Source organism: Streptomyces amakusaensis (assembly GCF_039532665.1).
Lineage (GTDB): Bacteria > Actinomycetota > Actinomycetes > Streptomycetales > Streptomycetaceae > Streptomyces > Streptomyces amakusaensis.
Genome location: NZ_BAAASB010000021.1, coordinates 43,590 through 68,335, shown reverse-complemented (window position 1 = coordinate 68,335; position 24,746 = coordinate 43,590). Strand labels below are relative to the sequence as shown.

17 protein-coding genes are annotated in these 24,746 nt (G+C 75.0%); 7 read left to right on the top strand and 10 right to left on the bottom strand.

Translation table 11 applies throughout. The features are described 5' to 3' along the window. Positions 1-5 precede the first annotated feature (5 nt). From ABD371_RS29585 to ABD371_RS29570, 4 genes are read right to left on the bottom strand one after another with little or no spacing between them, the layout of a single operon-like run. Positions 6-1,493 (bottom strand): hypothetical protein, encoded by a 1,488-nt coding sequence (locus ABD371_RS29585; protein ID WP_344483594.1) that lies wholly within the window; start codon positions 1,491-1,493, stop codon positions 6-8. 46 nt (positions 1,494-1,539) lie between these two features. Next, positions 1,540-3,099, bottom strand: coding sequence for a hypothetical protein (locus ABD371_RS29580; protein ID WP_344483591.1), 1,560 nt, complete (start codon positions 3,097-3,099; stop codon positions 1,540-1,542). After that, positions 3,077-3,859 (bottom strand): hypothetical protein, encoded by a 783-nt coding sequence (locus tag ABD371_RS29575; protein ID WP_344483588.1) that lies wholly within the window; start codon positions 3,857-3,859, stop codon positions 3,077-3,079. Before ABD371_RS29575 ends, ABD371_RS29580 begins: the two co-directional genes overlap by 23 nt. Then, a complete protein-coding gene (locus ABD371_RS29570) occupies positions 3,856-4,545 on the bottom strand; it encodes a hypothetical protein (protein WP_344483585.1) in 690 nt (229 codons plus the stop codon). Before ABD371_RS29570 ends, ABD371_RS29575 begins: the two co-directional genes overlap by 4 nt. 369 nt (positions 4,546-4,914) lie before the next feature. Between ABD371_RS29570 and ABD371_RS29565 the strand changes: the two genes are divergently transcribed. Continuing rightward, on the top strand, positions 4,915-5,733 hold the full coding sequence (locus ABD371_RS29565; protein ID WP_344483582.1) for a 4Fe-4S cluster-binding domain-containing protein: 819 nt from the start codon (positions 4,915-4,917) through the stop codon (positions 5,731-5,733). 22 nt (positions 5,734-5,755) lie between these two features. On the opposite strand, the gene ABD371_RS29560 is transcribed toward ABD371_RS29565, so the two are convergent. Beyond that, on the bottom strand, positions 5,756-6,874 hold the full coding sequence (locus ABD371_RS29560; RefSeq protein ID WP_344483579.1) for a macro domain-containing protein: 1,119 nt from the start codon (positions 6,872-6,874) through the stop codon (positions 5,756-5,758). A gap of 496 nt (positions 6,875-7,370) precedes the next feature. Between ABD371_RS29560 and ABD371_RS29555 the strand changes: the two genes are divergently transcribed. The 4 genes from ABD371_RS29555 to ABD371_RS29540 all read left to right on the top strand — a co-directional run bounded on the left by ABD371_RS29555 (position 7,371) and on the right by ABD371_RS29540 (position 14,036). Beyond that, positions 7,371-9,707, top strand: a complete 2,337-nt coding sequence (locus ABD371_RS29555) for a protein kinase domain-containing protein (RefSeq protein ID WP_344483576.1) — start codon at positions 7,371-7,373, stop codon at positions 9,705-9,707. Then, positions 9,704-11,428 carry a hypothetical protein gene (locus ABD371_RS29550; protein ID WP_344483573.1) on the top strand — a complete coding sequence of 575 codons (1,725 nt, stop codon included), beginning with the start codon at positions 9,704-9,706 and terminating at the stop codon, positions 11,426-11,428. The genes ABD371_RS29555 and ABD371_RS29550 overlap by 4 nt, the downstream gene beginning before the upstream one ends. Then, the gene (locus ABD371_RS29545; protein WP_344483570.1) at positions 11,425-13,512 is read left to right on the top strand and encodes an AAA family ATPase; all 2,088 of its coding nucleotides are present in this window, start codon (positions 11,425-11,427) and stop codon (positions 13,510-13,512) included. The genes ABD371_RS29550 and ABD371_RS29545 overlap by 4 nt, the downstream gene beginning before the upstream one ends. 62 nt (positions 13,513-13,574) lie before the next feature. Continuing rightward, positions 13,575-14,036, top strand: a complete 462-nt coding sequence (locus tag ABD371_RS29540) for an FHA domain-containing protein (RefSeq protein WP_344483566.1) — start codon at positions 13,575-13,577, stop codon at positions 14,034-14,036. Positions 14,037-14,075: 39 nt separating this feature from the next. Here ABD371_RS29540 and ABD371_RS29535 read toward each other — a convergent pair whose 3' ends face one another. The 5 genes from ABD371_RS29535 to ABD371_RS29515 form a co-directional block, all read right to left on the bottom strand. Further along, positions 14,076-14,741, bottom strand: coding sequence for an RES family NAD+ phosphorylase (locus ABD371_RS29535; protein ID WP_344483563.1), 666 nt, complete (start codon positions 14,739-14,741; stop codon positions 14,076-14,078). Further along, positions 14,735-15,427: a hypothetical protein gene (locus tag ABD371_RS29530; RefSeq protein WP_344483560.1), complete on the bottom strand. Its 693-nt coding sequence runs from the start codon at positions 15,425-15,427 to the stop codon at positions 14,735-14,737. Before ABD371_RS29530 ends, ABD371_RS29535 begins: the two co-directional genes overlap by 7 nt. After that, entirely contained in the window at positions 15,424-19,152 is a 3,729-nt protein-coding gene (locus ABD371_RS29525; protein WP_344483558.1) for a CHAT domain-containing protein, read from the bottom strand. The genes ABD371_RS29530 and ABD371_RS29525 overlap by 4 nt, the downstream gene beginning before the upstream one ends. 177 nt (positions 19,153-19,329) lie before the next feature. Beyond that, positions 19,330-19,890, bottom strand: a complete 561-nt coding sequence (locus ABD371_RS29520; protein WP_344483555.1) for a DUF1877 family protein — start codon at positions 19,888-19,890, stop codon at positions 19,330-19,332. After that, complete coding sequence (locus tag ABD371_RS29515; RefSeq protein WP_381735063.1) at positions 19,880-21,211, bottom strand: MFS transporter; 1,332 nt, start codon at positions 21,209-21,211, stop codon at positions 19,880-19,882. The genes ABD371_RS29520 and ABD371_RS29515 overlap by 11 nt, the downstream gene beginning before the upstream one ends. Positions 21,212-21,484: 273 nt before the next feature. Here ABD371_RS29515 and ABD371_RS29510 point away from each other — a divergent pair, with 273 nt between their 5' ends. Together ABD371_RS29510 and ABD371_RS29505 are read left to right on the top strand one after the other, a co-directional pair. After that, positions 21,485-22,216 (top strand): TetR/AcrR family transcriptional regulator, encoded by a 732-nt coding sequence (locus ABD371_RS29510; protein WP_344483551.1) that lies wholly within the window; start codon positions 21,485-21,487, stop codon positions 22,214-22,216. Between the two features lie 150 nt (positions 22,217-22,366). Next, a complete protein-coding gene (locus ABD371_RS29505) occupies positions 22,367-24,685 on the top strand; it encodes a glycosyl hydrolase family 18 protein (RefSeq protein WP_344483549.1) in 2,319 nt (772 codons plus the stop codon). The last annotated feature ends 61 nt before the right edge of the window (positions 24,686-24,746 follow it).

The following is a 24,746-nucleotide window of genomic DNA, read 5'->3' as shown; positions in this document are numbered from 1 at the left end:
CACGGTCACCGGGAAGCCCGGTCCGTACGCCGGCGGCTGCGGCGGCGGCCGGTGCGGCGTGCTCGGGGCTGTCGGGGCGCGGAGGGGTCCGGGGCGTTCGGGGCGTTCGGGGGCTCCGGCGGGTCCGGGGGTGGGTCCGGGGTGATGCCGAGACGTTTCAGCCGGTCGAAGTCGGCGGTGTCGATCTGTTCGAGGATCTCCAGCTGGTGCTGGAGCGCGGCGAGCTGGCGGGCGGGGTCGCCCCGGCGGCGCAGGGCGTCGGCGGTGGTGACGTGGTGGCGGGCGAGGGCGACTTTGAGGCTGCGGCTCTCCAGGATCATGCGGTAGACGGTCTCCTCGGCCAGGGCGTCCTGGACGGATCTGACGGGGCGGGTGAAGAAGAGGGTGACGATCTGGCCCGCGCCCAGCAGTCCGGCGACGGCGGGGATCTGCCAGCCGAAGCGGTGCGGGAAGAGGACGCTGAGCACGGAGAGCAGGAGTGAGATCAGCAGCAGCCCGGCCCCGAGGCCGAGGAGGAACTTGCTGGCGAAGCCGACGGTGAGCCGGGCGCGGCGGAGCCGTTCCGAGGACTGGTCGCGGTAGTCGCGGAGCCGGGCGTCCTCGTAGGAGAGGACGCTCTGCCGGTCGCGGAGGTACGCGGAGTGGCTCGCGTACCGCGAGGGCCCGGCCCGGGGGAGCCGCCGGGCGTCCTCCGGGCGGGAGCCGAGGAAGCGGGCGGTGCCGGCCAGGGAGGTCATGATCTCGACGCGCAGGACCCGTTCGCAGAAGCCGAGCGCGTCGAGGTGCTGTTCCAGGGTGCGGCCGGCGGTGAGCGGGTCGCAGACGGCGAGACGGCGGACGCCGTAGCGGGAGCGGATGCCGGTCAGCAGCAGCTGGATCTTGATGTCGGTGAGGACGCCGATCACCACGACATGGGCGGTCTCGGCGCGCCCGTCGCCGAGCAGCCGGTCGAGCAGCCCGGTGAGCGCCGAGCGCTCTCCCGTCGCGGGGACGCCGGCTTCGGCGTGCTGGAAGTCGAAGAGGGTGTCGGAGAGGACGTGGTGGACCTGGAGCAGGGCGTCCCGGCCGCCTTCGGGCTCGGCCGGGTCGAGCAGCTCGCCGAGTCCGTCGATGTACCGCGCGCCCCAGGTGCCGGCCTCGCAGTGGGCTCCGTACTGGCGTCGTTCGAGGTCGTAGGCCTCTCCCGGGACGTGCCAGTCGCGGATGTTGACCAGGTGGAGCACGCCGTCGCCGTGACCGCGCGTCCGGGAGCCGACGGTGGCGTCGAGGAACCGGGCGAGCGGGGAGCGGGCGAGCCGGGCGCGGGTCAGGGGGGCCCGGAGGGGGGCGGTGGTTCCGTCGCCGTCGCCGTGACCGTCGCCGAGCAGCAGTTTGGAGACCGCGCCGGCGGGGAGTGCGAGGGCGCACTCCGGGTTGAGGAAGAAATCGTTCTGAAGGCACTGGGTGATCAGGACGTAGTGCGGCGGTGCCGGTGTCGTCGTCGGCGTACTCATCGTCACGCAGCTCCTTCGCTGTCGGGTCGCTCACGGTCGCTCACGGTCAGCGCGGCAGCAGCGGCCACTGGCGGGACAGCCGCATCGCGGCCTCCGTGACCGCCGGGTCGCCGGACTCGCCCGCGACCCCGTCGAGATAGGCGTGGGCCGCCGCCTCGTACAGATCGGCCACGGCGTCCAGCCGGGCGTTCTGGGCGGCGCGGCGGGCGGTCAGCCGGGCGGGCAGCGCGGCCTCGGCCTGCTTGGCGCGCTCCGCGCCGGCGGCGTCCTCCTCGGTCTCCCGCTCCAGCCTCCGCAGCTGTTCGGCGTTGTCGCGGTAGGCCCCCAGATAGGGGTGCTCGTCGCCGAGACCGAGCAGGAAGGCGATGCCGCCGGAGAGCAGCAGCAGGGCGATGAACATGAGCGAGACGCTGTCGGGCGAGAGGTCGAGCGACTCGGCCAGGCTCGGCGGGGTGACCGCCGCCACGTCCGGCGAGACCACCAGCGGCTGCTCCTCGCGGAAGACGAGCTTCGAGCGCAGCTCGCCCAGGGTCCAGGCCCCGTATCCCCAGGCCCCGACGAGTGCCAGGGCGGGGATCGCCGCGAGCCGGATCGCGCCGGTGGCCGAGCGGCGGCGGAGGATCCGGCCGGCGATGTGCGGGGCGAGGATCATCACCGTGGAGACGGCGAGGGTGAGGCTGACGGAGAGCACGGCGGCGAGGTCGCCGGTGCCGTGGAGCTGCTGGAAGACGACGTAGTAGACGGGGAGTTCGACCAGGGCGAGCAGCCCGAGCAGTCCGGCGCGGCCCCGGCGGGACATGCCCGGACGGGCGGTGGCGCCCTCCCAGGCGGCCCGCGCGCCGAGCGCGTGCGCGCCCGCCCCGAAGTCGCCCTCGTAGTCGCCCTCGTAGTCGCCCCCGAAGTCGGCCCCGGAGCCGGAGTCGGAGGCCCGGCCGTGGTCGTCGGGGAGCGCCTGCCAGCGGGGGCGGCCCTGGCCCGCGGCCTCGTCGGAGCCGCCTTCGGGACCGTCGGGGCCGTCGGGGCCGGTGGCGCTCCGGGCAGCGGCGGCGCGGGCCCGGCGGGTGTCGAACCCGGCCTGGATCCGGTCGCGGAAGGCGTTCCACCGGTCGGCCCGCCGGGCGAGCCGGTCCAGCTGGCCGACGGCCACGGCCTGGCGCTCCTCCAGCCGGGCCCGGCGGACGCCCGCGCGGATCAGCCGCTCGTCGGCCGCCGAGGCCGCCGCCCGTACCCGGCTCGCTTCCAGGGCGGCGTCCTCCTCGGCCCGCGCGTCCTCGGCGGCGAGCTGCCCGCGCACCCGGTCCCGCAGGCTCGCCAGCTCGGCGAAGTAGGGCACCCGGTCGGGGCTGTTGAGCACCCAGGGGTCGAAGACCCGCCGGGAGGCCGCCTTCGCGCCGAGGCTCCGGGCCCGGTCCAGCAGCCGGGCGGAGTCCCGGGCGCGTACGGCGTCGGGCTCGACGGGCCCGGGCTGCGGCAGGGAGCCGTCGGGGAAGCGGCGGGGGCCGGTGCGGCCCCGGCGGTCCCGGTCCCGGTCCCGGTCCAGGCGGTCGGGGCGGCGGATCCGGAGGCGGCGGGGCTCCTCGCCGTCAGCGGTAGGTGGTGTGGACACGGGCCTTCATCCTCCCTTCCAGCAGCTCCGTCCAGAAGGCGTCGAACTGCCGGTAGCGCGAGGTCTTGGTGTCGAACTTCATTCCGTAGCCGACCGGATGGATGTCCGTGCCCGCCAGATCCGGGATGTCGTGGGACTTCAGCAGCGCGTCCACGGCGGCCTCGCGCCGGGCCCCGGTGCTCAGGTCCTGGCGTCCCAGCCGGAACTCGGGGTCGTTCTGCTGGAAGTCGCTGACCACGAGCAGCGAGAAGGACCGGTCCTCGCCGGAGGGCCGGGAGAGCGCGATCCGGGCGAGGCCGCCGATGACGTCGGAGCCGGGCTCCTCCTTCTGCGCGCACTTCAGCAGCTTGCGCGCGCCGGTGAGCGCGGCGGCGCGCAGCGCGGTCCTGGTGCGGTCCCGGTCGGCGGTGCCCGGCAGGTCGGGATCGAGGTCGATCTCGGAGATCTGGCACTTGGAGGCCTGGGAGACCCGGGTGATGGGGGCGAAGTAGGTGGTGCGGCACTCGTTGTCGGCGAGGAACTTCTCCAGTTTGGCGCGGAGTTTGGCCTCGGCGTCGAAGCCGTCCTTGGTGGCGGCGGCCGATCCCGAGCCGTCGACGACGACCCCGCAGGCGCGGGTGTGGCGTTCCGGTTCGTCGTTGAGTCCGCAGGAGACGGTGGCGGTCAGGGGGAGTACGAGGGCCAGCGCCGCGGGAAGGGCGCGGCGGGCGGCCCTCCCGAGAGCGGCGGAACGGCGGTGCGGACGCGGGCGGGGGCTCATCGGGCGGTCCTCCCCCCGGCGGGGCCGGAGTTCTGCCGGTCGAGGATGCGCAGGGCGCGGGAGGTCGCCGTACCGGCGTCCGCGTCGTCGTCGAGCAGCCAGACCTCCGGCCGCCGCCAGCTCTCGTCCAGCTCCATCCGGCCGGGCAGCCACTCCGGCCCCGGACCCCGGCCGAGCCGGGAGAGCTGCTGGTGGGAGCCGCACAAGCCCTCCCAGTAGCAGGCGAGTTGCTGATTGGACCGGTCGACGACCGCCTGGGCCCGGGAGCGGCACACCTCGGTGCTGGTGCGCCACTGGCCCACCCAGTGGCCGTAGCGGGCCAGCGCGGCGGGCATCGGGTCGAGGCGCACGTCGTACTGGGTGACGACCCGCACGGACTCCGCGCGCAGCCGGGTGAGCAGGCCGTGCTCCCGGCGGATCAGCGTGGCGCGCATCTGCTCGGTGGCGCGGCGGGCGGTCTGCCGCACCACGGTCACATAGGGGGTCAGCAGGAGGGGGTCGGTGTCGGGCAGGACGGCAAGAGGGGCGGGACCGGTGCCGGGCGGGGCGGCGGCGACGGCCGCGAGCGGCACCCGGGGGATGCCCCGGGCCCCGTCGCGCCGGCCGCGCCGGACGGCCGCGGTGCGTGCGAAGCCGCCGAGGACGCCCTGCCGGGCGACCGCGTTGACGCTGTCGGATCTGATCATGGATTTCTTTCCCCCGTTTTTCCCCGGCGGTGAATTCCACGCCGCCGGACTGAGAGGTGTTCGCCGTTCTCGCACACGCCGGGCGGAGACCGTCGCGCGATACCGCCCCCACGGAACGCGAACGGGAGTTCGGCTCTTATACGGATCGGACAGGGATCTTGTGTTCCGCCTCCGCTCTTCGCGGAGTCACCGTCGGGAGGTGGCGACAACTGGCAGGAGCGTAGCGGAGGTTTCCCTCTTCCGTACCCGTGAACGCCCCTTTTCCACAACCCTCCCGAAGTCGCCCGGAAGCCGACCGGAGAACGCCCGTACCGGCGCCCCGGACGGGGTCATACTGAAATGGTTCCGGGGGCCGGAGTTCTCTCGATCATGGAATTGCGCGAACACGGCGGCCGGGGAAAGGGGGACGACCGGATGGACGAAGTCATCGAACCCGTCGGATCCGCCGAAACGAAAGGGACCACAGGGGAATTCGAGACGGATGGGGTCACCCGTGCCACAGGGGCCGCTGGGGCTTCGCTGCGGATCAGCGGAACGCATTTCCCGGTACGGACCCTGGGGCCGGGCCGCCGGTTCGCCGTCTGGCTCCAGGGGTGCGCCCTCGCCTGTCCGGGCTGTATGTCCCGGCACACCTGGGACCCGCTGGGCGGCTCCGACCGTCCGGTGCCGTCCCTGCTGGCGCTCTGGCGCGCGGCGCTGGCCGCCGGGGCCGACGGGCTGACCGTCAGCGGCGGCGAGCCGCTGGATCAGCCGGCCGGGCTCGGCGCGCTGCTCACGGGGGCGGCCGGGATCCGGGACGAGGCGCTCGCGGCGGGCTCGGCCGCCGCCGATCTCCTCCTCTACACGGGGTACGAGGGCGAGGAGATCGACCGGAATCCGCTGCGCACGGCCGCCGTTCGCCCCGTGGACGCCCTGGTGACCGGGCGCTTCCGGATCGCCGAGCCGACCGCGCTGGTGTGGCGGGGCTCGGCGAACCAGCGGCTGCGCCCGCGCACGGAGCTGGGGCGCGCGCGGTACGCGGCGCATCTGGACCGGACCGACGAGGGCCCCCGACTGCAGACGCATCTGGCCGAGGGAGAGAACGATGTACGGCTGTACGGGGTGCCCCTGCGCGGTGAACTCGCCGCGCTGGAGCGGCGGCTGGCCCGCGCGGGGATCCGGCTCGACAGACGCAGCTGGCGACCGTAGGCACCCCGGCCGCGCGGGGGCTTCAGAGCGCGCCGACGGCCCGCGCCATCTCCCGGTCCCGGACCACCATGTGCACCTGCCGGTCCGGGTCCCTGGCCAGCTCGTCGCGGATCGCCCAGCGCAGCCAGGTCGCGCTGACCACGGGCGTCAGCCCGCCCCGGCCCGCGCCGAGCAGCGGGAAGCAGAGCGAGGAGAGCCGCCGGCCCTCCCTCGCCTCCTCCTCGCGGGCGAGCGCGAAGCAGGAGGCCACCGCGCGGGCGATGCTCTCCGGCCCGACCCGGTAGGTGTCCTCGTAGGGCGTGGCCACCGCCGCGTGGTAGATCCGCCGCACCCCGCGCGCGGCCAGCGCCCCCGGCGAGGTGGGGACCACCGTGCCCGAGCGCACCGGCAGCCCCGGGCGGCCGTTGGCGCGCAGCCAGTCCCCCAGCTCCCGGACGAGGACGTCGTCCACGATCTCACCGGCCGGGTCGCGCACGGCGGCGGCCAGCCGGAGCGAGCCGGAGACCGTGGGGCGGAAGGTCTTGGACATCTCCAGATAGACGTTCTCCGAGGAGACGAGGATGTCGATGTCGCGCAGCAGCTCTATGGGCGAGACATGGAGCGTGAAACTGGTGGAGGCGTCCACCGGCACCCGCTCGACCCGCAGCGGGGGTTCGAGACCGGCGGTCCTGAGGCCGCCGCCCCTGTTCTGGCCCGTGAACCGGCCCGTGAAGGAGGGGTCGGGCTCCCGCACCGGATTCCGCAGCACGGCCAGCACCGCCTCCGCGAGCTGCTGGACGACCTGGGGCTCCTGGTGCTTGCGGAACCGCTCGGGGGTCACCCCGTACACCCCCGCCGCCGCCTTGCGGCGCTCATAGGCCGGGTCTCCCCGGCGGTCGGGGAGCAGCCCGAAGGCGTGGGCCGCGGCGCGGCCGAGCAGATCCTTCTCGCCGAGCCGCCGGACGGCCTCCCCGAGCAGCGCCTCGATGCCCGCCGGAACGCCGTCGGGGCCCGCGCAGAAACCTCCGGCGAGGCCGGCCGAGCGCAGCGCCGGAAATTCGGCCCCGCGCAGTCCGGCCAGGCCGATGCGGCGCAGTATCCGCAGTTCGTCGATGAGTTGGTCGTAGGAGGGGAGACTGGCGGGCGACTGCTCCTGACTCATGGCGACCAGGCTAGCGAGCACGCGCTGCCGGGGCGATGGTTTCGCGCTACGGGACCGTACGGATCGGCACCCGGCGCGACCGGGCCGCCGCTCGGCCCCGTAGCACAGGCGGCTCCCGCTCCCGGGGGAAATGCGGGAAAACACGAGAGGCGCGGAAATCCCTCTCGCGATTGCCGCTGTTTCGCTACCATCGCCGCGATACCGCAGGGGATTTGGGGGAAGCACCCGGTCCCATTCCGTCGCCCGGTCGCCGAACGCACTGTTCCGTATTTGCTCCGCGCATTCCGGCCGTCGCACCGGGGAAGGTCCGGAAGGTCCGGACACCGCTTCCGGGCCGGGTTCCCCGGCGATTCCGGAGCGATCTCCCGGGCCGGTTCCCCCGGTCGCGTCATGCGGTACGGGAAGAACTGCGCCCGGAATCGGCCCCGGCCCTCTCTCCGCCGTCCGGAACCGCTCTCGCTTCCGACTCGGCCCGCCCGTGTACGAGGTGACTGATGTGACCCTTCCACCGCCGCCGCCCACCGAGCACGAGGGACCCGAACCGCCGCCGCCCACCGAGCACGAGGGCCACGCCGCGGACGGCCCTCCCGGGGCGGGCCCGCCCCGGGGCGACACCGGGCAGCTGCCGCTCTCGCTGCGCGACCGCTTCCGGCTGCGGGCCGTGCTGCGCCGCCCCGAGCACGCGTACCAGGCCGCCGTCTTCCGGGTCGAGGACGTCGGGGACGGCAGCACCCACGTCCTCAAGTGGTACGACCGCGACCACGCCCCGGACCCGCTGGTGTGGGCACCGCTGCGGGAGCGCGGCCTGCCGCATCTCACCCACTACGGCGAGACCGGCCTCACCGGGGCCGACGGCCACCCCTACGACCTCGCCCCCTCCTACGGCGAGACCGACCTCGCGACCCGGCTGCGCGACGGCTCGGGCCCGGCCGGCCCGGACTTCACGCGCCGGGTCGTACGGCAGCTGCACCAGGCCCTGACGGCCCTGCACGAACTGGGCATCGTGCACCGCGACCTCAGCCCCGCCAATGTCGTCCTGGGCAGCCTGGACCCGGCCGAACCCTCGCTGGTCCTGGTCGACTTCGGCGTCTCGGCGCACGCCCCCGAGGAGCGGTTCCTGAGGGGCGAGCGCTGGGCGGGCACCGCCCTCTACATGTCGCCGCAGGCCTCGCTGCGCAACCAGCTCGTCCATCCGCCCGCCGACTGGTGGTCGCTCGGCATGATCGTCGCGGAGATGGCCGGGGGCCGGCACCCCGTCCCGTACACCGACAACGACTTCGTCCGGGAGGAGATCAGCTCCCGCGCCCCCGACCTCTCCCGGATCGCCGACCGCCGGCTGCTGCTGCTCTGCCGGGGGCTGCTCACCCGCGACCCCGACCACCGCTGGGGCTCCGCCGAAGTGGCCGAGTGGCTGGCCGGCGGCTCCCCGCCGGTCGCCCCGGCGGAGCCGGGCGGCGCGCCCGAGAGCACGGACCCGGAGCGGAGCCCCGGCATCGCGCCGTACGCCTTCCTCGGCGAGGAGTACACCCGGCCCGCGCGGCTCGCCAGGGCCTTCGGCGAGAACTGGCGGCGCGCCGGGGCGGCCCTGGGCGGCCGGCGCGGCCGGGAGGAGTTCACCCTCTGGCTGCGGCAGTTCGAGGGCGCGCCCGGACGGGACGCCGATGAGCTGACGGCCCTGCTGGGCCTGCTGGCGCACGAGCCCGGGCCCGCGACCCTGGTACGGCTGATCTCCTGGCTCGGCCCGACGCTCGACGCCTCCTACCGGGGGGTGCCGCTCGACCGCGCCGGGCTGCGGGAGCTGCTGCGGGAGGCGGGCCGGGGCGACGCCTTCGCCCGCTCCGTCGTGGCGGACCTGGGCGCGCACACCATCCTGCCGCTGCTGGAGCACCGGCCGGGCGGCGAGGGCCTCCAGGGGGTGCACCGGCGGTGGATCTCGGCGCTCTCCCGCTGGGAGCACGGCGTCGACCAGCTGATCGCCGAGTCCGGCTGGCCCGCGCGGGTCAGGGACGAGGTCCGCACCGCCGCCCGGCTGGACGAGGCGCGCCGGGCCGCGCTGCTGTCGCTGGCCGCCGAGCCCGAGCGGAGCCGGGGCAGGCTCGCGGATCCCGCGCGGGAGGTGCTCGGGCGGCTGCCGCGACCGGTCGGCTGGTACCGCAGGCTGGTGGCGGACGAGACCGACGACGTACGGACGCATCTCGGCCTGCGCCTCGCCTTCCTCGCCGAGCGCGAGTCCTGGGAGGCGCAGGCCCGGTACGAGGCCGACCGCGCGGTCCTGCGGCAGCGGCGGGACCTGGACGCGGCGGCGGTGTGGCTGCGCCGCCAGGACCTGCCGGCCACCCTCGGCTGGGCCGTCGGCGGGGCCGCGGCGCTGATCCTCCCCTGGATCTTCGTCATCGGCGTCAGCGATGTGTTCGGCCTGGCGGACCGGCGGAGCGTCCTCACCGGCTGGCTGCTGGCGGTCCCCGGCGCGGCGGCCGTGCTCGCCCTCGAACTGTGGACCGCCTACCGCATCGGCAGCCCCTCCTACCACCCGGACCGCTCGCTCGCCGGGCTGGTGATCGACCGCGCGCTGCCCTTCGCCCGCTTCGTCCGGCAGCCGGGGTCCCGCTTCCCGGTCCGGGGCCTGCTGATCCTGCTGCCGCTCGGGCTGCTCCTGCTCACGCTGACGCACGCGGCCTGGCTCTGGCCCGCCGCGACCGTCGCCGGGCTCGCCTGGTGGACCGTGCGCAGGCTGCACCGCTGGCATCTGCACCTCTCCGACCTGCGCGGCGGCACGGGCGGAGGAACCACCGGGCCCCCGGGGTCCACGGCACACGGAGGAGGAATCGGATGAGTGGCGCGCTGGTCATACCCACCGTCGAACAGGTCATGGCACAGGTGGACTTCCCCGTCTCCCCGCTCGCCGAGTCCGGCATCGTCGACGCGGGTACGGGTACGGGTACGGTGTCGGACGCCGTGTCGGGCGCGGTGTCGGACGCCGTCGCCGACCCCACGGTCTCCGGGGCCTTCCCCCGGCTCTCGGTCCCGGACGTGATCCCGGACTTCTCACTCGCCGACGCCGGCGGCGAGGTGCTGGACTCCGCCCTGGACCAGGCGCAGGAGCTGCTGCTGCCCGCCCTGATCGGCCTCGGCTCGCTCAGCGGCGCGCTGCTCGCCGGACGGGCCGCCATGGCCGGGGCCCAGCTGCTCGCCGCCTCCGCCGTCCGGGCCGCCGAGTCCCAGGCGGCGCTGCGGAAGGAGCTGCTGACGGCGGCTCAGGCCGCCGAGTGCTGGCGCGAGGCCGTCTTCGCCGCCGCGCGGACCAACGCCCGGCTCGCCGCGCTGCGGGCCCGGATCCGGCGGGCGGGTCCGCCGTCCGGATCCGGGCCCGGAGGCCCGCCGGACCTGCCGGACCTGCCACCGCCGCTGGACCCCGTGGGCATGAGGCTGACGGAGGTGTGGCGGCGGCTGGCCGAGACCGGGACCGCGCTCCGCCGCGCGGAGACCGCCTTCGCGCGGGCGACGATGGAGGCCGCGGACGGAGCCGCTTTCGAAAGCGGCGACAGCGGCGACGGCAGTGACAGCGGCTGGCACACCAGGCTGCGCGCCCGGCGGCGACAGGCGCTGACGGAGTACGAGCGGACCGGGCGGACCGGGGCCGGCAAGGCGGCCGGGGAGGTCTCCGTACCGCCCGCGGCCGAGGCGCTCTCCGAGGAGGAAGTGCTGCGTCTGGGCGGGGAGCTGCTCGCCCGGCTCCCCCGGGACCTTCCCTCGGCGGACTACCGGCTGCTGGAGGAGATGATCACGGCGGCGGCCGGAGTGGTCACCGCCCGCCCCGCCGCCGCCCGCCGGCATCTGCGCGAGGCAGGGCGGTTCGCCGAGCGGATGACCCGGGCCGCCGAACGCCTGCGGGCGGACGAGGAATGGGCCGCCCAGCAGCTCGACTTCCTCCGCCGGACCCCGCCGGACGGCACCGTCCGGCTGCCCGTCGCCGACGGCGAGATCGCCGCGCTGGAACGGGTCCTGTCGCAGGGCGAGCCGCTCGCCGACACCGTGCGCACCCGGGTCGCCGCCCGGGTGGGCGAGCGGACCGAGCTGCTCCAGCGGCTGTACACGGCGGAGGTGATCCGCGCGGCGGCCCGGGAGGCGAGCGGGGACCCGGCGGCCGGGCGGCCGGCCGACAGCGGCACGGCCGGGACCGATGGGACCACCACCGTCGACTGGACCCCGCCCGGCTGGGGGGACACGCACTGGCTCCGCCTCCTGGTGAACGGCGGGGCCGCGCGGGTCGTCACCATGCACCGGGAGCGGAGCCCCGGCGAGGAGACCGACGCGGACCGGGACCTCGACTGGCGGCGCTGCACCGAGGCCGCCGGGCAGCTGGCGGCCCTGGAGCGGCTGACCGAACGGGCCGGGCTCCCGCTGCGCCTCACCTTCGACCCCGTCCCCGAGCGGCCCGCACCGCGCGAGCCGGCCGTCGCCGACGAGGACCGCCGGTCCCGCGACCGCCGCACCGGCCCCAGGGCCCGCCACCACGACCGTCCCGACCGTCCAGGCCAGGAGCCCCGCCGATGAGCAGACCGCCCGGGACCGGCGCGACCGGCGGGGTCCGCGAACGCGAACTGCCCGCCTTCGCCGAGGAAGTGACCGGCACCCTCAGCGTCCACTCCCAGTACGTCCTGCACGGCAACATCCGCGACATCCACCTCGTACGCCACGACGCCGACCCCGACGACGGCGGCCCGGACCGGACGTACGACGCCCATCACACCCTGACCGAGGTGCTGTGGAACGCGCTCTGGCAGGAGGGGTACGAAGTCCTCGTCCGCTACGACATCGTGGACGGGTTCACGGTGGTCGCCGGACCGGCCGCCGAGGAGGTGCGCGCGCTGCTGCACAGCGGCGAGGGGGCCGCCCGGCCCGCGCGCCCGGGGCCCCCGGCTCCCGCCGGGCCGCTCACCGACACCGAGCGCGTACTGCGCTCGATCGTCAGCGGGTGGCCGCCCGTGGCCGACCGTCCGGGCAGGCGGCCCGCGCAGCGGCAGGAGCCGTACCGCGCGGTGCTGTTGATCGACTACGCCGCCCGCATCCCCACCGACGTCACCCGGCTCAGCGAGCCGGAACGGGACTTCTTCCTCAGCTGTCTCAAACTCGCCGAGGACGCGCAGCCGCTCACCGACCCGGAGACCGGGCGCGGACTCTTCAACCCGGTGATCTGGCTGGCCGACGGCGAACGCGAGCTGCCCACCTGGCTGGTGGCCGGCAGTGAGCGGGTGCGGACCATCGGGCTGCCCCTGCCCGACCTGGGCACCCGACGGCGGATGGCCCGGCTGCTCGCCGCCGAGCACGCGAGACACACCTCCGGGCACACCGGGCACACCGCGGAGACCGAGCAGCCGGAGCCGGAGCCGGTGAGTCTGGACAAGCGGCCCGGCCCCGCCCCCGACGACCCCGCGCACGAGGTGGACACCTTCGCCCGGGCCACCGCCGGTCTCACGCTGCGCGCGATGCGCGAGAGCACCCATATGGCGCTCGACCGGGGACTGCCCTTCTCCGCCATGCGTGACGCCGTGCGCGTCTATCAGCTCGGCGTCGAGGACAACCCCTGGGGAGCCGCCTACCTCCGCGAGCAGATCCGAGCGGGGGAGGCGTACATCCGGAGCCGGGTGAAGGGCCAGGAGAAGGCCGTCGCCAAGACCCTCGACATCCTCAAGCGCGCGGCGCTGGGCCTCTCCGGCGCGCAGGCCTCCCACCCCGGCAGCCGTCCGCGCGGGGTGCTCTTCTTCGCCGGGCCGACCGGGACCGGCAAGACCGAGCTGGCCAAGTCGGTGGCCACCGTGCTCTTCGGCACCGAGGACGCCTGTCTCCGCTTCGACATGAGCGAGTTCTCCGCCGCCCACTCGGTCGACCGGCTGATCGGCGCACCGCCGGGATACGTGGGGTACGAGGCGGGCGGCGAGCTGACGTCGGCGGTGCGCAACGACCCGTTCCGCGTGGTGCTGTTCGACGAGATCGACAAGGCCGACACCGGAGTGCTGGACAAATTCCTCCAGGTGCTGGAGGACGGACGGCTCACCGACGGGCAGGGCGTCACCACCTACTTCAGCGAGTGCGTACTGATCTTCACCTCCAATCTGGGGGTACGGAGCCGGTCCGACGGCGAGGGCGGCGGCGGGCGCGAGGCCGTGCCGGGGATGCCGTACCACGAGCTGGAGAAGATCATCCTGGCCAATGTGAAACAGCACTTCGTGGAGGAGATCGGCCGGCCCGAGCTGCTGAACCGGCTGGGCGGCAACGTGGTGGTCTTCGACTACATCTCGTCCGAGGTCGCGACGGAGATCTTCGACTCCCAGGTGGGCAACATCCAGCGGGTCCTGCGGGAGGAGCAGGGCGTCCGGCTGCGGCTCTCCGCCGAGGCCCACCGGACCCTCTCCGCCCACTGCACCGCCGACTTCGACAACGGCGGGCGGGGCATCGGGATGCTGCTGGAGACCCATCTGATCAACCCGCTGGCCCGGGAGCTGTTCGACCGGGGGGTGCTGGAGGGGACATCCGTGACCGTGACCGGCGTCCGGCTGGACGAGGACGGCACGGCCGCGCTGGAGCTGCGGCTCTCCGACGCGTCCGAGGCCTCCGGCACGTCCGGCGAGCGGTCGTGAGCGGTACGCGGCGGGGGCGCGGCGGCGGCTGGGTGCCGGTGCCGCCCCCGACGGTGAGGCCGGTGTCCGGCCCGGAGCCGCCCCCCGGGCCGGAACCGGAGCCACAGGCCGCCGAAGGCTGCTGGAACTGCCGCGGCCGGCTCCCCGAGGGGCACTACCCGTGCCCCTCCTGCGGCAGCGGTCGCGCCCGGCTGCTGCTGGTGTGCGCCGACCCCGCCCTGGAGATCGCCCACGGCCCGGGCGGTCCGCTGCGCCTCGGCCGCGACCCGGAGTGGGCCCCCCGTACCGCCGCCGTCTTCTCCTGTCTGCTGACCCTCTCCCGGCGGCACGCGACGGTCACCCTCGACGAGGACGGCCGCGCGTGGGTGGAGGAGGCCGCGCCGGGCAGCCGCAACCACACGTACGTCAACGGCGCGCGGATCGTGCCGGGCACCCGGACCCCGCTGCGGGACGGCGACGAACTCCGGCTGGGGCTGCGGGTGGTCGCCTTCTCCGTGACGCTGTACGGGGAGGGCGTCCCTTAGGAGTGGACCGGGCCGCCCCCCGTACGGCCCGGTCCACGCTCATGGCCGGACGCCCGGCGGGACGATGACCGCCCGCAGCGGTGCCAGCAGCCGGTTGGCCTCGTGGACGCCCTCGACGGTGGCCAGGCGGTGGCTCTGTCCGGGGACGGCCTTCAGCGGCTCCGCCCCGCAGCGGTCGCCGAAGAGGACGAGCGCGCGGTACGGGCGGTTCCGCCGCGACTGCCAGACCAGGCCCTGCACCGCCGGGGCCTGGCGGCGGATCTCGTGCGCCCAGACCCGGGTCATCGGATAGCGGCCCTCGCCGCCCTCCAGCAGCCAGGAGTCCTGAAACACGGCGGCGAGATCCTCCTCGGAGACCAGCCGCACCAGGGTGAGATCCTCCGTCACCAGCAGCTTGGTCAGGGTGCGGGAGGCGGCCAGCGGCCACTGCACCTGACGCAGCCCCGAGGTGTCGTCGTACCGCACCGAGCGGAGGAGCACCTCGGCGAGGCCGGTGGCGGGCTCGGGGGCCGCGTACAGGAAGGGGTACGGGTCCTCGGTGGTGCCGTCGAAGCGGCTGCCGTCGAAGTGGGACGGCGCGAGGGAGGGGTTGAAGGCGGCGGGCGGGCAGGTGGCGGCGTGGCACCGCCACAGCTCGGACCCGGCGGGCAGCACGGTGAGCCGGGGGCTCATCCGGGCGGCCCCGGGAGGGGGCTGGCCTACCATGCGCCCTCCTCCATCAGCTCGCGGGCGGCCAGCGTCAGCACCTCGTCGGGGACCTGCCCCAGCAGGGCCGCGGGCACGTCGTCCAGCCACTCGTTGCCGCCGAGCCACCAGTCGGCCGCGCCCCAGGGGTCCTGGTCCGAGAGGAGGAGGCGGTTGATCCGCTGGACGACGGGGAGGGGCTCCCCGGTGTCCGGGTCGAACTGGAAGTCGGGGTAGCGGTCGTGCCCCGCGCGGTCGGTCAGCCGGATGAGCCCCGCGCCCGCCGGGTCGCCGGCCGCCCCGGCGGGGAGCCGGTCCGCGCCCCGGGCGGGGGCGGTGAGCAGCCGCTCGCGCACCCCCCGGGCGATCTCGGCGGCGGCCGGTTCGAGGGCGGGCCAGTCGGCGGACTCCAGCAGCCGGATCAGCCCGTCGAGCCGGCCCGCGTCGGGCAGCACCGCCGCGCCGGCCGGTCCCGCGCCCCGGACCTGGCCGAGCCGCCCGCTCAGCTCGGTGCCGGGCGGCAGCGCCCGCAGCGCGGTGCGCACCGCGCGCAGGGCCTCGCGCACGGCTCTGACGTCGTCGCCCGCCGCGCGCAGCGCGCGGACGCCGTCCTGGTAGCGGGCGAACTGCTCGGCGGTCAGGGCGGCGTGGATCTCGGACCGCCGGTCGCGCAGCAGATCGAGGAATTCATCGGTGCTCGTGCTCATGCGGTCGTTCCTCCGGCGCCGGTACGGGGGGCGGGGTTGCCCTGGTGGATGAAGGCGGCCCAGGAGGAGAGCGCCGCCAGGGAGCCGGGGTCGCGTTCCGCCTTGGCGAGCAGATCGCCGCGGAGCCCGGGGACGGAGCGGCGGTCGGGGTCGGTCATCCACAGCTGTGCGGCGCGCAGGGCGTCCGGCGGGGCGAGCCCCCGTACCGCGATGTGGTGGTGGAAGACGACCATCAGCACGGCGGAGGCGCTGTCGGGGACCTCCCAGCGCGAGCCGACGACATCGGCCGCGCCCCGGGCGAGCAGCGCCGTGGTGGGGGTGAGCGCCTCGTCGTGGTCCCTGCTGCTGAGGTCGGTCTCGCAGGCGCTGAGCACGATCAGCGGGCCGTCGGCGGCGTACCGCCCGCCGGGGACGTCCATCACCCGGGTGACGGTGAGTCTGGCCGCGTCCGAGGAGGGGTCGAACACTCCGCCGGGGGCCGCGAGCCTGAGGACCGAGTCGGTGGGGCTCAGCCCGGCGACTCCGTGCACGACGAGGTGGAGCAGGGAGGCGGGCGGGCCCGCCGGGTCGCCGCCGGGGAGCTGGGCGAGGATGTCGTCGGGGGTGCCCGGGGCGTCCTCGGGGGCGTCCTGGTGCCAGCCGTGGACGGCGGCCCCCCCGGGGTAGAACGCGGTGCGCAGCGCGCTGACTTCGTCCCGGGCCCAGTCCAGATCGCCGGTGGGGTCGGCGACCAGCACCGGCCGCAGCCCCACCGGCGTCCGCCCGCGCCGGACGGAGCGCAGGAACTCCCCGCCGGACGCGGCGTAGGAGATCACCGCGTACTCGCAGGCGTGCACGCGCCGCCCGGGGCGGGTCGCGGACGGCCCCAGCCGCCCGGCGTGCCAGGGCACCGCCCCGAGGTTTCCGCAGGCCACCAGGGTGATCCGCACGGGCGGCGGCGCGGTGGTGCCGGGCGCGCCCCGGTCCGCGGGCGGTACGGATACGGGTACGGGTACGCCGAGTGCGCCGAGGACCGGCGCGAGGACGGCGGGGCCCGCCCAGTCGCAGAGGGCTTCGAGCGCCGCCTCCCAGCGGCGGTGGGCCTCGTCCCGGGTGCCGGGGTCCTCGTCCCGGGCGGCGGAGCGGCGGGCCCCGGCGTCCAGATAGCGCTCCAGCGGCTCCCGGCCGGGCGCGCCCAGGCCCGGGAGCGGGAGGATCTCCGGCTCGCCCCGGGGCCGTACCAGGACGGCGAGTCCGTCGGCCGTGCCCCGCCCCGGCACCAGATGGATCAGCGCGTCCGCCCCGGCGGCGCGGAGGCCTTCGCGCAGCTCCTCGATCCCGGGCGCGTCGAGCAGTTCGCGCAGCGAGTGCCGGCCGCCGTCGGGGCGGCGGAGCACGCTCAGGGCGCGGCGGCGCAGGGTGCTGGGGATGGTGAACCCGGCCGCTTCGCCCGTCGACAGCAGCTGACCGGCCATGGCGCGGGCCTCTTCCAGCGCGGCCGGACCGCCCGTCCCGCCCGTCCCGTCCACGGGGGTGGGGCTCGGAGCGGCCGGCGGCGGCAGTCTGCGCAGGGCCCCGGCCCACTCCTCGGCGAGTTCCGGCTCGCCCCGGGCGGTCAGCTGCTCCGGCACCCCGGCCGAGACCGCCGCCGCGCGCAGCACCAGCGCCCGGCCGTTCTCCAGCACCTCCACGGCCTTGTCCACGCGCCCGTCGTCGGCGGCCCAGCGGACCGCGAGAAGCGCCCGTTCGGCCGCCGCCCTGGCCACTTCGAGGCCGTGTTCCGCGCCGAGTTGCAGCAGCACCTCCTCGGCGAGGGAGCGCAGCGACTCCTGTGCGGCGGCGACGGCGGCCCGCCGGTCGCCCCGGTCCCGGTCCCGGTCGCCGCGCTCCTGGTAGGCCCGGGCCAGGGCCCAGAGCACCTCGTGGGTGACCTGTGGACTGTGGCGCTCGGTCAGCTCCCGGCGGGCCAGCTCCAGTTCAGCGATGCCGGTGTCCTGGTGGGAGGGGTCGCCGGTCGTCCGGTGCAGGCTCTGGAAGGCCAGCGCGATGACCATCCGGGTGCGCACCGGCTGGTCGAGCACGAGGGAGGGCGCACTCAGCCCGGCCCGGGCCCGCTCCACAGCTTCGAGGACCGGCCCGGGTTCGGGTTCGAACAGGGAGGAGAGCAGCACGACGGGCACCCAGGCCGTCTCCAGCATGGGCCGCAGCAGCGCCGGGATCCTCGGGTGTTCCAGGGCCTGCCGGAAGTAGGCGGAGGCGGTGCGGACCGCGACCGTGCCGCCCTCCAGCAGCGCCAGGAAGAGATGGATCATCCCGAGCCCGAAGCCGATGAGGACGTTCCAGTCGGCGTCGGGGTCGGCCCGGTCCTGGAGGTCCAGCATCTCGTCCAGCAGCTCTTCCAGCAGCGCCGTGTCACGGTCGCGGTACGCCTGGTCGGCGCGGAGCTGGAGGCGGAGGCTCTGGTTGGCCTGGAGCAGGTCGCGCTGGGCGGTGAGCGCGCCGGGCGGGAGGTCGATTCCGTCGGCTCCTGGGCCCACGAGCGCGTCGAGCAGCGCCCTCGTACGGTCGCGGTCGGTGAGGCTGCCGCCCGTGACGGCGGCGGCGGAGAGCAGACCGGGCGAGAGCTGGCCGATGAACCGCTCCAGCCAGTCGGACTCCTTGCCCGGGGTGCCCTGGGCGCCCCGGACGGCGGCGCTCATCAGCCGTGCGGCGTCTTCGAGGTCGCCGGGCTCGCCGGTGCGCAGCCCCTGGGCCATCCGGGCCAGTGCCGCCGTCGCGGTGTCGCTCTCGTCGACCCCGGGGCGGCCGACGAACTGGGTGACCAGTGCGTCCAGTTCCTCGGGCCGGATGGTGCCGGGGGCGAAGACCTCCAGATTGAGGATGGTCCGGTCGATCCGGCCCGCCATGTCCCCCGCGTCCCCCTCGCTGTCGGATCCCCTCTCGCCCTCGCGCGGCGTCCCCGTGGCCCCGAGCAGCATCAGACAGGCGTCCAGCAGGCGTTCGTGGGACGAGCCGGGCTGCAATCCGGCCACGGTCTCCCTGGCCGCCCGGGCGAACCGCTCGGGGTCCATGACCTGCCCGTCGCGGGGCCGCTGGTCGAGCCACTCCATCAGCAGGGAGAGCTGTTCGGCGGCTCTTTGGTCGGGCATCTTCGGTACGAGGAGGGCCACCAGGTCGCGCAGTTCGGCGAGGCTCGCGTCCAGCTCCGGGTCGTCCCGGCCGGTCCGCTCGCCCAGCTCGATCAGCTCCTTGAGCCGGGGCAGTGTTCCGTCCAGGCCGGAGAGCATGACCGGCGGTGTCAGCAGGCCCATCTTGTGGACGGCCGCCACCGTCTCCTCCTTCGGGTCCAGCGCCCCCGACTCGCGGGCCGCGTTCAGCGCCCGGAGCCCCTCGGCACGGTCCCCGTCGTCGGGGGCCACGAGATGGCGCAGGGTGTACAGCCCGCCGAGCCGGGCCCGTACGAGGGCGAGCGTGGGGTCGTCCGCCCCGGCCCCGGCCGCCAACTCGCCCTCCAGCGCGTGGAGCCGTTCGATCAGCGCATCGCGTGCCGCCGGATCGGGCGGACCGAACCCGAACCCCGCGCCGCCCCCGTCCCCCGCCTCCCCCGGCTCCCCCGCGCCCAGCCCGGCGGCCGACCGGCCGAAGACCTTGGCGTGGTTGATCCAGGCCCTCGCCTCGCCCACGGTCCGCGCGGCCCGGGCGCGCGGCGCCCCGGTTCCCTGTCCGGTCTCCCCGCTCAGGCTCATGGGCTCCCCTTCGACGCGCGGCGCTCGCTCCATCATCGGCGGGCACGGGTCGGTACGGGGGCGGTTCGGCGCGTCCGCCGGAATCCAACCGGAAGGCGTCCGCGAATCATCCGGTCCATACGGGAAAGCCCTGCCCAGAGGGGTTGTTGGGGCTGGTGGGACGACCGGGTGCCGGGCTCAGTCGGAGACCGTGAACAGCACCCCGCGCCCCGCGTCCGCGGCGCGGGTGTGGAAGGCGCGCAGGGCACAGAGGCGCTCCCAGGCGCAGGACTCGCAGGACAGCCCCGGCGGACGCCCCAGCGCGTCGAGGCGCGCGCGGAGCCAGGGGCGGGTGAGGCCGGTGAGGGCTTCGGCGGTGGCCGGTACGCGGTCCGGGGGCAGCAGCCGGAGCAGACAGCCGGGTGCCGCCGGGAGCGGACGGCCGCCCAGGATCGCGTGGGCGAGCGGGCCCGGGGCCGGGCCCGGACCGCCGGACAGGGCGCGGTGCAGCGGCTCCCAGGCGGTGTCCGTGTCCACGGACCAGCGGTCCTCCCAGCTCTCCTCGGCGCGCTCGGCGTACGCCGCCAGGGCCTCGGCACCCGCGCCCGCGAGCCACCCCGCGTCGGCGGGCTCCACCGCGAAGTGCCGCCCGAGTCCGGTGACGCGCGGCCTCGCCCGCGCCGGGGCGGCCCGGCCGCCCGAGGCGACGCAGTCGAGCACGGCCACGCACAACTCCCTGATCAGCAGCTCAGTGGACATATGGCACCCCGGTCGGGGCGGGTCGGCCGCGCGGGACCAGGACCAGGGAGAGGGCCGCGCCCACCGCTGCGGTGACCGCGAGCACCGTGTACGCCTCGGTGAAGCCGGCCGCCCCGCCCCCGGCGATGCCGGCGGCGGCCACCGAGGAGACCACCGCGACGCCCACCGAACCTCCCACCTCGTGGAAGGTGTTGACGAGACCGGAGGCGAGCCCCGCCTCCCGGTGGTCGACCGTCGCCAGCGCCGTCGCGGTCGCCGCGACGAAGACCGCGCCGACGCCGAAGGAGGCGACGACCAGCCCCGGCAGCAGCGTCGTGTACACGGAGGAATCGGCCGACAGCAGGGTGAGCGGCACCGCGCCGGCCGCCGCGACCGCCAGCGCGCCCGCCGCGACCGCCCGGCCGCCGATCCGGCCGACGAGCCGTGAGCCGAGGTGCGCGCCGAGGCCGACCGCCACGGCCACCGGGAGGAAGAGCAGACCGGTCTCCAGGGGGCTGAGGCCGCGCGCGCCCTGGAGGTGGACCGAGCCGAGGAAGAAGAACGCGATCAGCAGGGCGGTGGCGATCAGCATCAGGAAGGACCCCGCCACCACCGGCCGGCGGGTGAGCATCCGCAGATCCATCAGCGGGGCGGGACTGACCCGCTCGACCAGCGCGAACGCGCCGTACAGCACGGCCGATCCGGCGATCGGCAGCAGCGTCAGCGGATCCGTCCAGCCGCTGTCCCCGGCCCGGACCAGGCCGTGGATCAGGGCCGCGGTGCCCGCCGTGACCAGCAGCGCGCCCGGTGCGTCGAGGCGGACCTCGGGCCGCGCGGCGCGGGCCGGGACCAGGGCGGGGATCGCGGCGAGCAGGGCGAGGCCGACCGGGACATTGACGTAGAAGACCCACTGCCAGCCGGGGCCCGCCGTGAGCGCGCCGCCCAGCAGTACGCCGACGGCCGATCCCGTGCCGCCGATCGCCGCCCAGACGCCGAGCGCCCGGGTGCGCTCCGCGCCGTGGAAGGCGGTGGTGACGATCGCGAGCGCGGCGGGCGACAGCAGGGCCGCGCCGACGCCCTGCGCCACCCGGCCGCCGATCAGCGCCGGGGCGTTCTGCGCGAGGCCGGTGAAGAGCGAGGCCGCGGTGAAGACCACCAGCCCGGCCAGCAGGGTGCGCCGGGCCCCGAGCGCGTCGGCGAGCCGGCCGCCGAGGAGCATCAGCCCGCCGAAGGCGAGGGTGTACGCGGTGACGACCCAGGTCAGTGTGGTGCGGTCGAGGCCGAGGCCGGCGGCCATGTCGGGCAGCGCGACATTCACCACCGTGACGTCGAGCACCAGCATGAACTGCGCCGTGCAGATCAGCGCGAGCGCGGCCCAGCGGCGCGGATCGGCGGGCGGCGGACCGCCCTCCCCGGGGCCGGTACGTCCGGGGCCGGTACGTCCGGAGGCGGGCGGGTCGTGGTCCTCGGCGGCGGGGTGTCCGGCGGCGGCGCAGGGCATGGCGATTCCTCCCAGAGGGTCGGGGACGGTCCACTCCGGACCGGCCATCTGAACCGTACAGTTCAGTTCAGTTGAACTCAACCGTACAGTTCAGTTGTCGGCTAGGCTCGGCCCATGACCCCGGACACCGCCCCCCAGCCCCGCCAGGGATCGACCGAAGCGCGCGGTACGCCGAAGACCGGCACCGGGAGCGGGAGCGGGAGCGGCCCCAGCGGTCCCCGCGCCGAGCGGAAGCGGCGGGCCATCGTGACGGCCGCCCGCACGCTCTTCCTGCGCGAGGGTTTCGGCGTCGGCATGGACGCCATCGCCGCCGAGGCGTCCGTTTCAAAGGTCACCGTCTACAACCACTTCGGCAGCAAGGAAGCCCTGTTCACCGCCGTGGTCGCGGGCGCGCTCGACGATCCCGCCGCCCACGGCGGCGGCGAGGACCCGTCGGCCTCCCTGGCCCGGCTCGCCGGGGCCACCGATCTGCGCGCCGCCTTCCTGGAGGTCGCGCGCGCCTGGGTGCACGCCGTGCGCGACGACCGCGAGGTGGCCGCCCTGCGCACCCTGGTCGCCGCCGAGCTGCACCGCTTCCCCGAGCTGGGGCGGGCCTGGCAGCACGACAGCCCCACCGGCCACCACCCCGCCGTCGCGGGGGCGCTGCGCACCCTGGCCGAGCGGGGCCTGCTGGACGTCCCGGACCTGGAGGTCGCGACCCTTCAGCTGTACGCGCTGCTGGTCCATCCGCACATGGTCTTCGGCCAGTACGGCGCGGCCGTCGACGACGATCTGACGGAGCGCCTGCTCGTCGCGGGCGTCGACATGTTCCTGGGCCGCTACGCCCGGCACTCCGCAGGGGACTGAGGGAATCCGGTCGGTCCGCACCCCTTGCGGGTTGGTCCGGACCAAGTAGCTTCAAAGGTTGTCATGCGTCATGCGGCACGCCGCATGCGCGCGAAAGCATGACCGCACGGAGTGAGCACGGCCATCGCCCCTACCCCCTCAGGGAGCGCCATGTTCAACCGACCCGTCCGACCCCACCGAAGAATCCCCCGACGGCGAAGGCTCACCGCCCTCCTCGCCGTCCTGATGCTGCCGTTCGCCGCCCTCACCGCCCTGGCGGCCACCCCGGCACAGGCGGCCGGCACCCTCACCGCCTCCTTCACCACCCAGAACAACGGCTCCTGGTGGAAGGGCACGTACACCATCCGCAACAGCGGAGCCGCGCCCGTCAACGGCTGGACCCTGGAGTTCGACCTCCCCGCCGGGGTCAGCCTCAGCGGCCACTACCACGGCGAGGCGAGCGTCAACGGCAGCCGGGTGACGGTCAAGAACGCCTACTACAACGCGACCGTCCCGGCGAACGGCTCCACCGAGCCCTGGAGCTACTGGTTCACCGCGACCGGCCCGATCACCGAGCCCACCCGCTGCACGGTCAACGGCGACAAGTGCGACGGCACCCCGGACAAGCCGCCCGGCACGCCCGGAACCCCTGACTCCACCGCCGTCACCGCCCGTACCGTCGCCCTGGCCTGGACCGCCGCCACCGCCGGCGACCACCCCGTCGCCTCGTACGACGTGCTCAGCGGCGGCACGGTGCTGACCAGCACCGCCACCACCGGGGCCACGGTGACCGGGCTGACCCCGGCGACCAGCTACACCTTCACCGTCCGCGCCAAGGACACCCGGGGCAACCTCGGGGCGGCGAGCGGGCCGTTCACCGTACGGACCGTGGACCCGGCGACCGACCCCGTGCCGCCGACCGCCCCCGGCGCGCTGCGCTCCACCGGCAGGACGGCCACCACCGTCACCCTCGCATGGAACGCCGCCACCGACAACGTCGCGGTGGCCGCGTACGACGTCTACCGCTCCGGCGTCCTCGTCAAGACGGTCCCCGCCTCGGCGACCCCGGGGGCCACCGTGGACGGGCTGTCCCCGGCCACCGCGTACACCTTCACCGTCAAGGCCAGGGACACCGCCGACAACGCCTCCCCCGCCTCCAACGCCCTCGCCGTCACCACCGACGACGTCGCCGGGCCCGGCAACCACCACAAGGTCGGCTACTTCATCCAGTGGGGCCTGTACGGACGCCAGTACTTCGTCAAGAACATCGACACCTCGGGGTCCGCCGCCAAGCTGGACGTCATCAACTACGCCTTCGAGAACATCGACCCGGTCAATCTGACCTGCCAGGCCGGTGTCACCAAGGGCGTCTCCGGCAACCCCCAGGACCCGGACGAGGGCACCGGAGCGGGCGACGCCGACGCGGACTACGGCCGTCCGTTCTCCGCCGCGCAGTCGGTCGACGGAGTCGCCGACGACGGCTGGGGCAAGCTCCGGGGCAACTTCAACCAGATCAAGAAGCTCAAGGCCAAGCACCCCCACCTCAAAGTGGTGGTCTCGCTCGGCGGCTGGACCTTCTCCAAGTTCTTCTCCGACGCGGCGGCGACCCCCGCCTCCCGCGAGAAGTTCGTGAGGTCCTGCGTCGACATCTGGATCAAGGGCAATCTCCCCGTGTACAACGGCGCGGGCGGCCCCGGCACCGGCGCGGGAGTCTTCGACGGCATCGACATCGACTGGGAGTGGCCGGGGGCCGAGGGCCACCCGGGCAACCACTGGAAGGCCGCCGACAAGGACAATCTGACCGCGCTGCTCGCCGAGTTCCGCAAGCAGCTCGACGCCCTCGGCGGCGAACACCGGCTGCTGACCGCCTTCACCCCCGCCGACCCGGCGAAGATCCAGGCCGGCTGGGACCTGTCCAGGATCTTCGACTATCTCGACTTCGCCAATGTCCAGGGGTACGACTTCCACGGCTCGGGCAGCGACAACTCCTGGGAGCCCCGGCGCACCGGGCACCAGGCCAATCTGCACCGGGACGCCCAGGACCCGTACCCCTTCGACTTCAGCGTCGAGAAGGCGGTGCAGACCTATCTCGACGCCGGAGTGAACCCACGGAAGCTGACGGTCGGCTTCCCCTTCTACGGCCGCGGCTGGAAGGAGGTCGCGAGCGGCGGCGCGGGCGTCAACGGCGAATGGCAGACCGCTAACGGGGCGGCGACCGGGCAGTTCCCCGAGGAAGCGGGCATCCGGGGCTATCAGAACATGATCAGCAGCTATCCCGGCATGACCGTCCACCACGACGAACAGTCGGTCTCCACCTATGGCTACACCGGTGAGAACGGCCAGTGGTGGAGCTTCGACGACGCCTGGTCGATCGGGAAGAAAGCCGCCTGGATCAAGTCCAAGGGCCTCCTCGGCGCGATGATCTGGGAACTCTCCGGGGACACCCCGAACGGCACCCTGATGAACGCGCTCCACACAGGGCTGCCCTAGACCCTGACCGTGCGCACCCCCGGCGGGGCCGGCACCACAACCGCCCGGGGTGCGCCCGGCG